Origin of the sequence: Novosphingobium mathurense (assembly GCF_900168325.1) — a bacterium.
GTDB classification, from domain to species: Bacteria; Pseudomonadota; Alphaproteobacteria; order Sphingomonadales; family Sphingomonadaceae; genus Novosphingobium; species Novosphingobium mathurense.
Genome location: NZ_FVZE01000001.1, coordinates 562,310 through 576,387 on the forward strand (window position 1 = coordinate 562,310; position 14,078 = coordinate 576,387).

The following is a 14,078-nucleotide window of genomic DNA, read 5'->3' on the forward strand; positions in this document are numbered from 1 at the left end:
GGGCGGCTTTCCCCATGATCCGGATCAGCGGAATGGCGGTTCGTTAAAGGCGCGCAACTTGCGGCTGTGAAGGCGGTCGCCTTCCGAGCGCAGCAGGTCGCAGGCCTCAAGGCCGATCTTGAGGTGACCGGCGATGGCTTCCTCGTAGAAGCGGTTGGCCTGTCCCGGCAGTTTCAGTTCGCCGTGCAACGGCTTGTCGGACACGCACAGCAACGTGCCGTAAGGGACGCGGAAGCGGTAGCCTTGCGCACTGATCGTGGCACTTTCCATGTCGATGCCGATGGCCCGCGAAAGGCTGAAACGATGCGCCGATGCGGCGTAGCGCAATTCCCAGTTGCGATCGTCGGTCGTGACGATGGTGCCAGTGCGCATGCGCTTCTTCAGGTTCGATCCGCCTTCGCCGCTGACCGTCTCGGCTGCCGTGGCCAGCGCCTGCTGGACTTCTGCAATGGCCGGGAGGGGAATCTCGGGCGGCAGTACCGGGTCGAGCACGTGATCGTCGCGCAAGTAGGCATGGGCCAGCACGTAGTCGCCGATGCGCTGGCTTTCGCGCAGGCCGCCGCAGTGGCCGATCATCAGCCAGGCTTCGGGGCGCAGTACGGCCAGGTGGTCGGTGATCGTCTTGGCGTTCGAAGGGCCGACGCCGATGTTGACGAGCGTGATGCCCGAGCGGTCCTCGCGGATCAGGTGATAGGCCGGCATCTGGTGGCGACGCCATGCCGTGTCCGACAGGCGCTGGCGGGCATTGTCCACCGCCGCGTCAAGATAGAGCCCGCCGGCTCCCGAAAGGGCGACATAGCCGTCGCTCCCGATCATCCGACCTGCCCAATCAACGAATTCATCGACATAGCGGTGGTAGTTGGTGAAGAGGATGAAGCGCTGGCAGTGTTCCGGGCTGGTGCCGGTATAGTGTGCCAGGCGTGCCAGGCTGAAGTCTGTGCGCAGACCGTCGAACAGCGCGAGCGGAAGCGGATCCTCGGGCGCGAAGAAGTCGATGCCGTCGGCGATCTCGTCACCGATCATCGCCAGATCGGTGCTCGGGAAGTGGCAGGCCAGTTCCTGCGGCGTGACCTGCCCGACCGAAATCCCGTCGAGGACATAAGGGAAAGGGATTTCCTGTGCCGAGCGCGAGACTTCGACCTCGATCTCGTACTCGCCGTCCAGCAGTGAGAGCTGTGTCGAAAGATAGTCGCGGAACAGGTGGGGCCGGGTGATCGTGGTAACGTAAGTGCCGGGCTGTGCAAGACGGCCGAACGCCCGTGAATAGACGGCGCCGCGTTCCTTGCCGCCATAGGTGATCCGCAGTTCCGGATAGCACCATTGCCGGTCAGCACGGCGCTCCGGCGGGGGCAGGGTTCCGGTCTTGACGAAGGCTTCGATGTCGGATCGGAGGCAGGCGATGGCGGCCTCGTAAGTGCGATTCAGGTGTTCAAGGGTCTGTTTTATCTTGTCCATTGCCCAAAATTACGCCGTTGGTGTTGCAGCACAAGGGCACTTGGACAGGTCCGCCATGCATAATGGCTGCGCGCAAAAGGAAAGGCCCCCGCTTCGTTGCCGAAGCGAGGGCCTTCAAACCTTGTGACGCGTAGTCGTCGAAGGTCAGGCTCAGGCCTGCTCTTCGCCTTCTGCCGCAGCCGCCTCTTCGGCTTCCTCGGTCACGATCTCGCCGGGCTCGGCATTCGGATCGTAAGCCTCGGTGAAGCCTGCGGTGTCCTGTTCGAACATCGCAGCCATGACGTCGACGCCCTGCGACTGCAGTTCGGCTTCGTCCGGCGAGCGGGCAACGTTCACCTTGACGTTGACAGCGACTTCCGGGTGGAGGCTGACGCGAACGTCGAAGATGCCGAGCGTCTTGATCGGGCGTTCGAGCACGATCATCTGCTTGCTGACTTCGGCGCCGTCGGCGTTGAGGGCTTCGACGATGTCACGCACCGAGACCGAACCGTAGAGCTGGCCCGAGTTCGACGAGGCGCGGATCAGGACGACCTGCTTGCCTTCGACGTTCGACGAGTGCTGTTCGGCGGCCGAACGCTTTTCGGCGTTCTCGGCTTCGATCTTCGCGCGGTTGGCTTCGAAGACCTTCTTGTTGGCGTCGTTGGCGCGCAGCGCCTTCTTGTTCGGCAGCAGGTAGTTGCGCGCGAAGCCGTCCTTGACGGAAACGACGTCGCCGATGTTGCCGAGCTTTTCGACGCGTTCGAGGAGGATGATATCCATGGGGCTAACCTCCCTTACTTGACGATGAAGGGCAGCAGGCCGATGTGCCGGGCGCGCTTGATCGCCTGGCTCAGTTCACGCTGCTTCTTGGCGGAAACCGCAGTGATGCGGCTCGGAACGATCTTGCCACGCTCGGACATGAAGCCCTGGAGCAGACGGACGTCCTTGTAATCGATCTTCGGCGCGTTCTTGCCCGAGAAGGGGCAGGACTTGCGGCGACGGAAAAATGCACGTGCCATGGATCAGTTCCCCTCGCGTTCGCGGCGGCGACGGTTGTCGCGGTCCGACTTGCGCATCATGACCGACGGACCAGCTTCATGCTCGTCGACGCGGATGGTCATGTAGCGGATGACGTCTTCGTTGATGGCGGTCTGACGCTCGAGCTCGGCGACGGTGTCGCCGTTGGCTTCGATGTTCAGCATCACGAAGTGAGCCTTGCGGTTACGCTTGATCTTGTACGCGAGGTTCTTGAGGCCCCAGGTCTCGGTCTTGGTGACCTTGCCCTGGTTCGACTCGACGATCTCGGTAGCGGCGGCGGCCAGCGCATCAACCTGCGACTGGCTGAGATCCTGGCGCGCCAGGAAAATGTGCTCGTAAAGCGGCACAGCAGCGTCCTTTATCTGTCCTAACCGATCGCTGGCTTGTCCGCGGGATTGCGGGGCCCCTCCGGCTTTCTTCAAACTTCCACGCGATCCTTGGCGGAATGGCGCGGAAGCGGGGCCCTTAGCCGATCTGCGGGCAATTGCAAGCGCAATAGGCAAAATCCGCCTCATCATGCCGGCGTCTTCGCGGCAATGCCTGTCGGCTCAGCTCATTGCCAGCACGAGGTTCCTGACCTGGGGATAGACCTGCCGTTCCCAGCGCGAACCGGAAAAGATGCCGTAGTGGCCGACGCCGGGCTGCAGGTGATGGCGCTTGAGGTGCGGGCGTAGGCTGGAGCACAGGAAATGCGCGGCGGCGGTCTGGCCGACGGCGCAGATGTCGTCACGCTCTCCCTCCACGGTCAGCAGGGCGGTCTTGCGGATGGCTGAACAGTCGACGAGGCGGCCGCGGTGTTCCAGTTCACCTTTCGCGAGCAGGGCTCGCTGGAAGACCTTGTCGATGGTTTCGAGATAGAATTCGGCGGTGAGATCCAGCACGGCGAGATATTCGTCGTAGAATTCGACGATCTTGTCCGCTTCCAACTGCTCCAGGTCGGCGATGTGCTGGTAGAGCTTGCGGAACTGTCCGAAGTGGCGGTCCTGGTTCATCGCCATGAACGCCGAGAGCTGGACGAAGCCGGGATAGACCTTGCGCCCGGCACCCTTGTAGCGCCACGGGACCGGGTAGATCAGGTTGTCCTCGAACCAGGAATAGGGGTGGCCGGTCGCCAGTTCGTTGACGACCGTCGGCGATTCGCGGGTGTCGATCGGGCCGCCCATCAGCGACATCGAGCGGGGCTGGCAGGGGTCGTCGTTCTGGGCCATCACCGCCACGGCGGCGAGAACCGGGACGCAGGGCTGGCAGACGGCAAGGACATGCGCGCCCTGGCCCAGTTCCTGAAGGAAGCGGATCACGTAGTCGACATATTCGTCGAAGCCGAACGCGCCATCGCTTACCGGAACGTCGCGGGCATTCTTCCAGTCGGTGATGTAGACGTCGTGATCGCGCAGCAGGGTTTCGATCGTGCTGCGCAGAAGCGTAGCGAAGTGGCCGGACAGCGGCGCGACGACGAGGATCTTGGGTTGCGGCGCGACGACTTCGTCCTTGGCGAAGTGCAGCAGGTTTCCGAAGGGCAAGTCCAGAGCCACTTCCTCGCGCACCGACACCTCGCGATTGCCGGAGATAATTCGGCTGATGCCGTAAGGCGGTCGATGATGGGTAATCGCGGTCGTGTTGAACACTTCCGCAAGTGCGAAGAGGCGCCGCGTCATCGGTTCGGCTGACGCATGTCCGAGGAACCTGTTGCGGAAGCTGGTGGCCAGCAGCGAACCCATGCGCGCCGGTGCAAGAATGTCGCAATACGCCTGGTAAGCATGGTAAAGCATTGCTTGCGTCTACCCCCTTTAGCGATGCCCGGACCCTTTCTGGCTCCGGAATCGCATTCGCGCTGGATTCATGCTGCGCTGCATCATAAACATATGCAAGCGAAAGCAGGCATTGGAGGCGGCGACCATGAACGAGACAGCCCCGACGACAGCGAAACTCACTATCTCCAGCAAGACCTATTCGGCATGGTCGTTGCGCGGTTGGCTTCTTTGCCGACTGGCCGGTCTGGAGGTGGAGGAACGCAAGGTCGCAAACGATGCGGCGAACCGCGCGGAACTGCTGCTTCTGTCACCCTCGGTGCTGGTGCCCCGGCTCAATTACAATGGTGCAAGTGTCTGGGATACCCTGGCAATTGCGGAGTTCCTGAACGAGCAGTTCCCCGACGCGGGGCTCTTGCCGGAGGACCCGATCGCAAGAGCCCTGTGTCGCTCGATCTCGGGTGAAATCCATTCGGGGTTCAGCAATCTTCGCTCTGCCTTGCCGATGAACCTGAAGGTCAGGCACGAGAGCTTCCCGGTGTTTTCGGGGGCGAGGCCGGACATCGAGCGAATCGAATCGATCTGGCTGGATTGCCTAGAACGTTTCGGCGGTCCGTTCCTGTTCGGCGAGCATCCGACCATGGCCGATGCGATGTACGCGCCCGTCGCGACACGCTTCATCACTTACGCCGTCCCGCTCGCGCCCGAGTGCGAGGCTTACTGCCGCACGATCGCGGAGTGGGCGCCCATGCAGGAATGGATCGCGGCAGCGAAGGCCGAGCCGGAGGAAATGGAAGAACTCGAAGTCGAGTTCTGAGGCCGCAGGCAGTACGCGCGGATTGCACCGGCACTGCGCCCTTCAAATGCCAATTGGCCCGACGGACGTCATTTCCGCCGGGCCTCTTGGGGACCGTGAATATGGTCTTGTTCTTAGCCCTTGAGCAGCGACATCACGCTCTGCTGGGCCTGGTTGGCCTGGGCGATCATCGCGGTCGAAGCCTGCGAGAGGATCTGCGCCTTGGCCATCGCGGTGGTTTCGGCCGAGTAGTCGGCGTCTTCGATCCGCGAACGGGCGTCGGAGAGGTTGGTGACGTTGGCGGTCATCGTGTTGACGGCCGATTCAAGGCGGTTCTGCGAGGCACCGAGGTTGGCGCGGTAGGTCGAGACTTCGTCCATCGCGGTGTCGAGGCTTGCGAGTTCGGTGCCGGCCAGCGTAGTCACGTTGACGGTGAGGGCGGCGGTCATGCCGGCGCCGGCGTTGACGTTGCCGAACGTCAGGTTGATCGTGTCAGTGGCATTGGCGCCGGTCTGGATCGTGACTACACCGGCGGTTCCTGCGGTGCCGTCGAACAGCTTGTTGCCGTTGAATTCGGTGTTGGTCAGGACTCCGGTAATCTGGCCCTGAAGCTGCGTGACTTCGGTCTGGATGCGGGTGCGGTCGTCGGCCGAATAGGTTCCGTTCGAAGACTGGACCGTCAGTTCGCGGACACGCTGCAGCATGTTGGTGACTTCTGAAAGAGCGCCGTCAGCGGTCTGTGCCATCGAGATGCCGTCGTTCGCGTTGCGGATGCCCTGGTTCATGCCCTTGATCTGCGACGTCATCGAGGTCGAGATCGCGAGGCCGGCGGCGTCGTCCTTGGCGGAATTGATGCGCTTGCCGGTCGACAGGCGTTCCATGGCGGTGCCGAGCATCTTGTTGGCGGAATTCGAAGCATTGGTAGCGCGAATGGCGCTGATATTGGTGTTGATGACAGACATGACGTTTTCCCCAGATTGTGTCGTATCGGGTCCGCCTCAGTGGCGCTCCCTGGACATGGGGAAGGACGGTCGTTTCCATTGGACATTAAGGGGGCGTGGCAAGATTTCTGTCACAAGCGCAGTCCTCGAGCGCGACCGGGTCTTCAAAAAGCCCATGGTTCCGTGGCTTGCGCGCCTTTTTCTTGATCCTTGCAGCTTCTGCGGACATGCACGCGTTCTCATGCTGGAAGCAGCGACACGAAGGAAATAATCCAAGATGGCTACTGGCCTGGTTGCCCTGCTCGACGATGTATCGGTCATTGCCCGCGCTGCGGCAGCCTCGCTCGACGATGTCGGGGCAGGGGTCGCCAAGGCCGGCAGCAAGGCGGCGGGCGTCGTCATCGACGATGCGGCCGTGACGCCGGGCTATGTCACCGAGTTCACGCCTGACCGGGAATTGCCGATCATCTGGCAGATCACCAAAGGCAGCCTGCGCAACAAGCTGTTGATCCTGCTGCCGATCGCACTGCTGCTCAGTGCGTTCCTGCCGTGGGCGATCACGCCGATCCTGATGTTGGGTGGTCTCTACCTCTCCTTCGAAGGTGCCGAGAAGGTGATCGAGAAGCTGGGCGGGATGCAGTATGGCGAGACGCTGGAGACCCCGGTCGAGGATATCGCAGCCTTCGAAAAGGCGCGTGTCTCCGGCGCGATCCGCACCGACCTGATCCTGTCGGCAGAGATCATGGCCATTGCTCTCTCGGAAGTGGCGGACAACACGTTTCTCACCCGCGCAGCCGCGCTGGCGGTCGTGGGCGTGGTGATCACGGCTGTCGTCTATGGTGCCGTCGCCCTGATCGTGAAGATGGATGACATCGGCCTGCACCTCGCGCGCAAGGACAGCAGCGCGGCGCAGAGCGTCGGAAGCGTGCTCCTCAAGGCCATGCCCAAGGTACTGGCTTTGCTCAGCACGGTAGGGACGCTGGCAATGTTGTGGGTCGGCGGGGGAATCGTTCTGCATGGCCTCGAAGAGCTCGGCCTTGGTTATCCCGCGCATCTGGCTCACGGGCTGCAGCACAGCGTCCAGGCCGCGAGCGGTGCGCTCGGTGGGGCACTGGGCTGGGTCAGCTATGCCCTTGCGTCATCGGTGGTCGGCCTTGTCCTCGGCACGGTGATTGCCGTGGTCCTGCACCTGATCGCAAAGGCGCGCGGTACCGCGCACTGACTTGCGACGCCGCTTGCCCCTGTCAGGGCAGGCGGTTGAGAATGTCGCGCGCGAAAGCGGTCAGGGTATCGTCGCGCGCGCCCATCACGACGATGCGGTCGCCCGGGCGGGCCATTCCGACGATGCGATCCGCACAATCGCTGCGGGCCGGGACGTGCTCTGCCTTTCCGCCGGCTTCGCCGATCAGCCGCACGATGCGCTCGCTGCCCTGCGAGCGGTCGACGGTTCCGCCGAAATAGACCGGATCGCACAGGATCGACACGTCGTCAGGGCCGAGCTTGGCCGCGAGCACTTCGGCCAGTTCCGCGCCCATCTGGCGCAAGGGGCCGTAGCCATGCGGCTGGAAGAAGGCGATTACACGGCCCGTGTGCGCCTTGAGCGTTGCCAGCGTGGCCGAAACCTTGTCCGGATTGTGCCCGAAGTCGTCGATGACGGTGATCCCGGAAGGGGAGGTACCGACGATGTCGAACCGGCGCGCCAGCCCCTCGAACGATCCGAGTGCTGCCACGGCCTGTGCCATCGGCACCCCGCAGGCATTCGCAGCGGCTATCGCGGCCAGCGCGTTGTAGAGATTGTGGCGTCCCGGCACCTTGAGCCTGAGCGCATGGGCAGACCCGTCGCGGCGGTCGGTGATCGTGGCGGAAAGCGCGGTCGCATCCTCGACGATGCCTTCTGCAAGGATCTGCGCTTCAGGTGAGGTGATCCCGAAGGTCACCGACTGGCGGGCCCGTGGTGCCAGCGCGGCAGTCTCGGCATCGTCGAGATTGATCGCGGCGGTCTCGGCATGGGCAAGGAAATCGCCGAAGAGCTGGCGCAGCTCATCGAGGCTCTTGTGGTCGAGGCTGACATTGCCGAGCACCGCGACCTTGGGCCGATATAGTGCGATCGAGCCGTCGCTTTCGTCGACTTCGGAGACGAAGACATCGCCCTGACCCACTCGGGCGCTGGCAAAGGGCGCGTCGGGCGAGGCGAAGTTCTTCATGACCGCGCCGTTCATGATCGTCGGGTCTCTGCCGGCCTCGGTCAGGATCCACCCGGTCATGCCGGTGACGGTCGACTTGCCGCTGGTCCCCCCGATTGCGATTCCCGCCGGAGCAGCGTTGAACAATGTCGCCAGCAGTTCGGCCCGGCTCATGCGCGCGCAGCCCAGTTCTTTGGATCGCACGACTTCGGGAACGGTATCCTCGACCGCGGCGGAGGCAACGAGAGTCTGCGTGCTGGATCGCATGCCGCTGCCGTCCTGCGGGAACAGGATGAAGCCCAGTTCTTCCAGCCACGCGAATTTCTCCGGCGTGCGTCCCTGGTCGCGGCTGCGGTCCGAGCCTTCGACCTCGGCGCCAAGACCCTTGAGAATCAGGGCCAGCGGAAGCATGCCCGACCCGCCGATGCCGCAGAAAAACCAGGGATGGGCCGTGAGGGCGTTCGTGTCTGTCATGTGCGCTTCGGTATGCGGCCTTGCCCGTCCTGACAACCTCGATAGGAAGGGGACATGACCCGCATCGCAGTTTGTGCACCGTCCACCCCGATCACCCACGAGGACGCAGAACGCGTCGCGGCTCTGGCTGCCGTGGAATTCCCCGATGTGGAACTGCATGTGCACCCGCAGTGCTTCGAAGTCGAAGGCCATTTCGCCGGCAGCGACTCGCGGCGTCTCGATGTCCTGGTGGAATGCGCGAACGATCCGGGATTCGATGCCGTCTGGTTCGCGCGCGGCGGATACGGGGCGTGCCGGATTGCCGAAGATGCGATCGCCCGCTTCACCCATGTCGCCGAGGCCAAGACCTGGTTGGGATATTCCGATGCCGGCTACCTGCTGGGCGCGCTCTATCGCGAGAAGATAGGGAGGCCCGTGCACGCGCCGATGCTTGCCGACATCCGGCGGGAAGGGGGCGAGGATGCGGTCCGCCGCACGCTCGGCTTCCTGGGGGGAGACGCATCGGGGCTCGAACCTTCGCTGGAGAGCCATCCGACCGTAGCCTTCAATCTCATGACTTTATCCATGCTGTGCGGCACGCGGCTGATGCCGGGCTTGGCCCGCCATATCGTGATGGTCGAGGAGGTTTCCGAGTATCTCTATGCCGTCGACCGGCTGTTCTTTCACCTCACGGCGCATATGGGCGGCATCGCGGGCCTTCGCCTCGGGCGGGTAAGCGACGTTCCCGAGAACGACCGGCCCTTCGGTTGCGATGCAGAGGCGATTGCCCGGCACTGGTGCGAACGCCATGCGATCCCGTTCCTGGGAGCGGCCGACATCGGACACGACGCAGCCAATAAGATAGTTCCCTTCGGTTGAAGAGAAGCGCAGCATCGCTCCCGACAAGAATACCGAGGAGAGACGATGCCGAACCTTCCGATCCGCCAGATCGCCTATTTCGTGCCCGATATCCGTGCCGCCGCCCTGGCACACAGCCAGACCTTCGGTTCCGGGCCCTACTTCGTTGCCGATCACATCCCGCTGACCCGGGCCGTACACCGCGGTGTCGAGCGCGAGCTCGATCATTCCAGTGCCTACGGCCAGTGGGGCGAAGTGATGATCGAGTTCTGCCAGCAGAACAATCCGGGGCCTTCGGCCTTTCACGACGTCTATCCCGAAGGGTCGGGACAGGGCGGCATGCACCACGTCGCGCTGTTCGTGGACGACGTTGCGCAGGCGGCGGCCGAATTTCAGGCGCAGGGCCATGAAATCGCCCTCGACGCCGCGATGACCGATGGCTTCCGCTATGTCTTCGTCGATACCGTCGAGCGTTATGGCCACATGCTCGAACTTTATCAGCCGGTAGCGTCGCTTACGGGTTTCTATGACTACGTTCGCAAGTGCGCCGGAGACATGGCGAAGGGCGTGATCCGCGAGATTTCCTTCAACTGATGTGAGCCACAAGGGGGTTGCCCTCAGGGCCCTGTGACAATAAGCGCTGCCGCTTTCCTCGTCAGGACAGCTTCCACGCAGGAGCCTTGGCCGCAAACCCGCGAGGATGGAGGACACTGAAGATGCGTGCTTTTGTTTTTCCGGGGCAGGGCAGCCAGAAAGTCGGCATGGGCGCAGAGCTCGCCGAAGCCAGCGCGATTGCCCGCGAGGTTTTCGAAGAAGTCGACGACGCGCTCGGCCAGGGCCTGTTCAAGATCATGACGCAGGGCCCCGAAGAGGAACTGACCCTCACCGAAAATGCCCAGCCGGCGATCATGGCCAATGCCATTGCCGTGCTGCGCGTGCTGGAAAAGGAAGGCGGGATCACGCTGGCGGACAAGGCGGACTTCGTCGCCGGTCACTCGCTCGGTGAATATACCGCGCTCTGCGCTGCCGGGGCGTTCAGCCTTGCCGACACCGCGCGCCTGCTCAAGCTGCGCGGACAGTCGATGCAGGCTGCCGTGCCGGTCGGCGTGGGCGCCATGGCCGCGCTGCTTGGCGCTGACATCGAGAAGGCGACCGCACTGGCCGAAGCCGCTGCCGAAGGCGAAGTCTGCGCCGTTGCCAACGACAACGATCCGACCCAGGTCGTGATCTCGGGCCACAAGGGTGCGATCGAGCGCGCTATCGGCCTCGTCAAGGATTTCGGCATCAAGCGCGGTATCGCGCTGCCGGTTTCCGCGCCGTTCCACTGTCCGCTGATGCAGCCGGCTGCCGATGCCATGGCCGAAGCCCTGGAAAAGACCGCGCCGGGCACCCTGAAGGTCGCGCTCTTCGCCAACGTCACGGCCGGTGTCGTCACCGATCCCGCTGAAGTGCGCCGCCTGCTCGTCGAGCAGGTCACCGGTCGCGTGCGCTGGCGCGAAAGCGCGATTGCGATGAAGGAAGCCGGCGTCGAGAATTTCGTCGAAATCGGCGGCAAGGTCGTCGGCCCGATGATCAAGCGTTCGGCCGGTGAAGTCGAAGTTGCCTCGGCCACCTCGATGGCCGAGATCGAAGAACTGGCAAAGGTATTGTGAAATCGTCGTCCCGGGCTTGACCCGGGACCGCTGGCGGTTCGAAGAGACTACGGTCTGCCGAATGCGCCGGCGATGCCGGTCCCGCGCCCGAACGCAGGGGCGGGACGACGTCTCAAGGAGTTTCATCAATGTTCGATCTTCACGGTATGACTGCTCTTGTAACCGGCGCCTCGGGGGGCATCGGTTCCTCGATCGCCCGCGCGCTGGCCTCGCAGGGCGCCCGCCTCGTGATTTCCGGCTCCAATGCCGAAAAGCTGCGCGTTTTCCGCGATGAGCTGGACGAGCATACCCCGCAGCACCTGCAGGAAGTCGACCACGTCGCCATCGCCTGCAACCTGTCGAACCCCGAAGACGTCGAGAAGCTGGTTCCGGCCGCGCTCGACACGCTCGGCAAGATCGACATCCTCGTCAACAATGCGGGCATTACGCGCGACAATCTCGCGATGCGCATGAAGGACGAGGAGTGGGATGCGGTGATCAAGGTCAACCTCGAATCCACCTTCCGCCTGATGCGCGCGGTGACCAAGCCGATGATGAAGGCCCGCTTCGGCCGCATCATCAACGTCACTTCGGTCGTCGGCACCACCGGCAATCCGGGGCAGATGAACTATTGCGCGGCGAAGGGCGGCATCACCGCCATGTCGAAGAGCCTCGCGCAGGAACTTGCCAGCCGCAACGTGACCGTGAACTGCATCGCGCCGGGCTTCATCCGCACCGCAATGACCGACGTTCTGCCCGATGCGCAGAAGGAAGCGCTCAACGCAAAGATCCCGATGGGCCGCATGGGCGAGGGCGACGACATCGCCGCCGCGACCGTGTTCCTGGCTTCGAAGGAAGCGGGCTACGTCACCGGCCAGACACTGCACGTCAACGGCGGCATGGTGATGGTCTGATGAATGATCGGGCGATGAAGGGGGCGTGTCAGACTTCCCCGTCGTCGCCCACGATCCTGGCCTCGAGCTGACCGGCCAGGGCGCGCGCGGCGACCAGCAGCGGGTCGTCGCTGCTTTCCGGTGCGGTGAAGTGGATCGACCCGTGCGGAGACCACCACAGGACCCGCAGCCAGCGGTTGCAGTCCTTGCGGAAGATCTCGGCATCCCCGCCCCGGTTGGGGATGGTCACGTTTTCCTTGGTCAGTGGATTGCGCACAGAGGCATCGCCCACGCACAGGCGCACGCCATCGACATTGTCGATGGCCTCGGTCCATTCCTTCAGAGTGATCGGGTGCGCTTCCCCGTCTGGTGCCTCGCGTTCGATGCGCAGGAAGTTGGCCAAGTCACTCCTTTCCCGGTTGCCCGGTTCGCTCTCGATGCGGTGTGAGTGGTACATGTGACCTATTGGATGCCGGGGCAACCCCGTCCTGCATCGGGACCAGGGATCGGAGTAAAGCGGCCAAGGTCCGAAAATCGCGGGAAAACTCCGCATTTATCCCCAGATTCGCCGGAATGCCCGCACTTGATGCTTGCCGCTTCGCTGCGGTGCGTTAGAGATATTCGTCCTGAAATTCGGGATCACCCGATCCCTAGGCCTAGCAAGGGGGACCTGAGGCTATCATGAAGGCCACGATCGAACGTTCCACGCTCCTGCGTTGCCTGTCCCACGTGCAGTCAGTCGTTGAGCGGCGCAATACCATTCCCATTCTCTCGAACGTGCTGATCGAGGCAGCCGCGGGTGGTTCACTGCGGATCATGGCGACCGACCTGGACATCCAGGTGGTTGAGAACCTGAACGCGGTCTCGGTCGACACGCCGGGAGCGATCACGGTTTCCGCGCACCTTCTTTTCGACATCGCGCGCAAGCTGCCCGAAGGCAGCCAGGTGAGCCTCGACGCTGCCGACAACCGCATGGTGGTGAAGGCCGGGCGCAGCCGCTTCCAGTTGCCGACCCTGCCGCGCGACGACTTCCCGGTCATCGCCGAAGGCGAATTGCCGACGAGCTTCGAGATCCCTGCGGCAACGCTGGCGCAGATGATCGACCGGACCCGTTTCGCGATCTCGACCGAGGAAACGCGCTACTACCTGAACGGCATCTTCCTGCATGTCTCGGACGAGGAACTGAAGGCCGCGGCAACCGACGGTCACCGTCTCGCCCGCTTCACGATCAAGCGTCCCGACGGCGCAGAGGGCATGCCGGACGTGATCGTGCCGCGCAAATGCGTGGCCGAACTGCGCAAGCTGCTGGAAGAGGCGCTGGACACCAATGTCCTGATCGACCTTTCGGCCTCGAAGATCCGCTTCACACTGGGCGGTGAGAACGGCGTCGTCCTGACCAGCAAGCTGATCGACGGCACTTTCCCGGACTACACGCGGGTCATCCCGACCGGGAACGACAAGCTGCTCCGGGTCGATCCGCGCACCTTCTTCGAAGGTGTGGACCGCGTGGCAACCATTGCCACCGAAAAGACCCGAGCGGTGAAGATGGCTCTGGAACCCGATCGCGTGACGCTTTCGGTGACCTCGCCCGACAACGGCACCGCGGCCGAAGAAGTGCCGGCCGAATATGCGTCGGAAGGCTTCGAGATCGGCTTCAACGCCAATTACCTCAAGGACATCCTCGGCCAGATCGAAGGTGACAGCGTCGAAATGCATCTGGCCGATGCCGGTGCGCCGACGCTGATCCGTCAGGACGAAAAGAGCCCGGCGCTCTACGTCCTGATGCCGATGCGTGTCTGACCGCAGGGTTCATGAACAAGACAAGAGGGCCGGAGCGAAAGCTTCCGGCCCTTTTCCTTTTCGGGCATTTGACAGGATCGCTCTCGGGCCACAGCCACCCTGCGACACGGTAGCTGGAGATGAATGGGGAAGATGGGGAGGGAAGCGAAGCCCGGTGAAGCGATCGACCGGCGGGCATGGCGTCTCATTCCGGTCGTGCTCCTGCTTGTTATCTTTGCCATCACAGTCTTTCGTTCCACTGCGGGTGCAGCGCTGCTACCGGGCCTCGATCGGGGCGCAACCTCCAGTCCGACGCCACCTGCG

General features: G+C 63.3%; 15 protein-coding genes. 7 read left to right on the plus strand and 8 right to left on the minus strand.

Annotation, left to right across the window (positions count from 1 at the left end; translation table 11 throughout):
- Positions 1 to 24: 24 nt before the first annotated feature.
- The 5 genes from B5483_RS02785 to B5483_RS02805 form a co-directional block, all read right to left on the minus strand.
- On the minus strand, positions 25 to 1,455 hold the full coding sequence (locus B5483_RS02785) for an AMP nucleosidase (protein ID WP_079729398.1): 1,431 nt from the start codon (positions 1,453 to 1,455) through the stop codon (positions 25 to 27).
- A 150-nt stretch (positions 1,456 to 1,605) separates the two neighbouring features.
- Positions 1,606 to 2,214, minus strand: a complete 609-nt coding sequence (gene rplI / locus B5483_RS02790; RefSeq protein WP_054947792.1) for a 50S ribosomal protein L9 — start codon at positions 2,212 to 2,214, stop codon at positions 1,606 to 1,608.
- Between the two features lie 14 nt (positions 2,215 to 2,228).
- Positions 2,229 to 2,453, minus strand: a complete 225-nt coding sequence (gene rpsR, locus B5483_RS02795; protein ID WP_039284546.1) for a 30S ribosomal protein S18 — start codon at positions 2,451 to 2,453, stop codon at positions 2,229 to 2,231.
- A gap of 3 nt (positions 2,454 to 2,456) precedes the next feature.
- The gene (rpsF, locus tag B5483_RS02800) at positions 2,457 to 2,819 is read right to left on the minus strand and encodes a 30S ribosomal protein S6 (RefSeq protein ID WP_007011157.1); all 363 of its coding nucleotides are present in this window, start codon (positions 2,817 to 2,819) and stop codon (positions 2,457 to 2,459) included.
- Positions 2,820 to 3,020: 201 nt separating this feature from the next.
- Positions 3,021 to 4,241, minus strand: a complete 1,221-nt coding sequence (locus B5483_RS02805; protein ID WP_079729399.1) for a polyhydroxyalkanoate depolymerase — start codon at positions 4,239 to 4,241, stop codon at positions 3,021 to 3,023.
- Positions 4,242 to 4,368: 127 nt separating this feature from the next.
- Between B5483_RS02805 and B5483_RS02810 the strand changes: the two genes are divergently transcribed.
- Complete coding sequence (locus B5483_RS02810; RefSeq protein WP_054947823.1) at positions 4,369 to 5,037, plus strand: glutathione S-transferase; 669 nt, start codon at positions 4,369 to 4,371, stop codon at positions 5,035 to 5,037.
- Positions 5,038 to 5,150: 113 nt separating this feature from the next.
- Here the strand turns inward: B5483_RS02810 and B5483_RS02815 are convergent, their stop codons facing one another.
- On the minus strand, positions 5,151 to 5,978 hold the full coding sequence (locus tag B5483_RS02815) for a flagellin N-terminal helical domain-containing protein (protein ID WP_054947790.1): 828 nt from the start codon (positions 5,976 to 5,978) through the stop codon (positions 5,151 to 5,153).
- A 256-nt stretch (positions 5,979 to 6,234) separates the two neighbouring features.
- Here B5483_RS02815 and B5483_RS02820 point away from each other — a divergent pair, with 256 nt between their 5' ends.
- The gene (locus B5483_RS02820) at positions 6,235 to 7,179 is read left to right on the plus strand and encodes a DUF808 domain-containing protein (protein WP_079729400.1); all 945 of its coding nucleotides are present in this window, start codon (positions 6,235 to 6,237) and stop codon (positions 7,177 to 7,179) included.
- Between the two features lie 22 nt (positions 7,180 to 7,201).
- Here the strand turns inward: B5483_RS02820 and B5483_RS02825 are convergent, their stop codons facing one another.
- Positions 7,202 to 8,614, minus strand: coding sequence for a glutamate ligase domain-containing protein (locus tag B5483_RS02825; protein WP_079729401.1), 1,413 nt, complete (start codon positions 8,612 to 8,614; stop codon positions 7,202 to 7,204).
- A 54-nt stretch (positions 8,615 to 8,668) separates the two neighbouring features.
- Between B5483_RS02825 and B5483_RS02830 the strand changes: the two genes are divergently transcribed.
- The 4 genes from B5483_RS02830 (at position 8,669) to fabG (ending at position 11,996) form a co-directional block, all read left to right on the plus strand.
- A complete protein-coding gene (locus B5483_RS02830; RefSeq protein ID WP_079729402.1) occupies positions 8,669 to 9,472 on the plus strand; it encodes an LD-carboxypeptidase in 804 nt (267 codons plus the stop codon).
- 45 nt (positions 9,473 to 9,517) lie between these two features.
- The gene (locus tag B5483_RS02835; RefSeq protein ID WP_054947786.1) at positions 9,518 to 10,045 is read left to right on the plus strand and encodes a VOC family protein; all 528 of its coding nucleotides are present in this window, start codon (positions 9,518 to 9,520) and stop codon (positions 10,043 to 10,045) included.
- Between the two features lie 122 nt (positions 10,046 to 10,167).
- Entirely contained in the window at positions 10,168 to 11,103 is a 936-nt protein-coding gene (gene fabD, locus B5483_RS02840; RefSeq protein WP_079729403.1) for an ACP S-malonyltransferase, read from the plus strand.
- 128 nt (positions 11,104 to 11,231) lie between these two features.
- Entirely contained in the window at positions 11,232 to 11,996 is a 765-nt protein-coding gene (gene fabG / locus B5483_RS02845; RefSeq protein WP_054947784.1) for a 3-oxoacyl-[acyl-carrier-protein] reductase, read from the plus strand.
- 28 nt (positions 11,997 to 12,024) lie between these two features.
- Here the strand turns inward: fabG and B5483_RS02850 are convergent, their stop codons facing one another.
- Positions 12,025 to 12,432, minus strand: coding sequence for a hypothetical protein (locus B5483_RS02850; protein ID WP_231634778.1), 408 nt, complete (start codon positions 12,430 to 12,432; stop codon positions 12,025 to 12,027).
- A gap of 224 nt (positions 12,433 to 12,656) precedes the next feature.
- On the opposite strand from B5483_RS02850, the gene dnaN reads away from it, so the two are divergent.
- Positions 12,657 to 13,775, plus strand: a complete 1,119-nt coding sequence (dnaN, locus tag B5483_RS02855; protein ID WP_054947783.1) for a DNA polymerase III subunit beta — start codon at positions 12,657 to 12,659, stop codon at positions 13,773 to 13,775.
- The last annotated feature ends 303 nt before the right edge of the window (positions 13,776 to 14,078 follow it).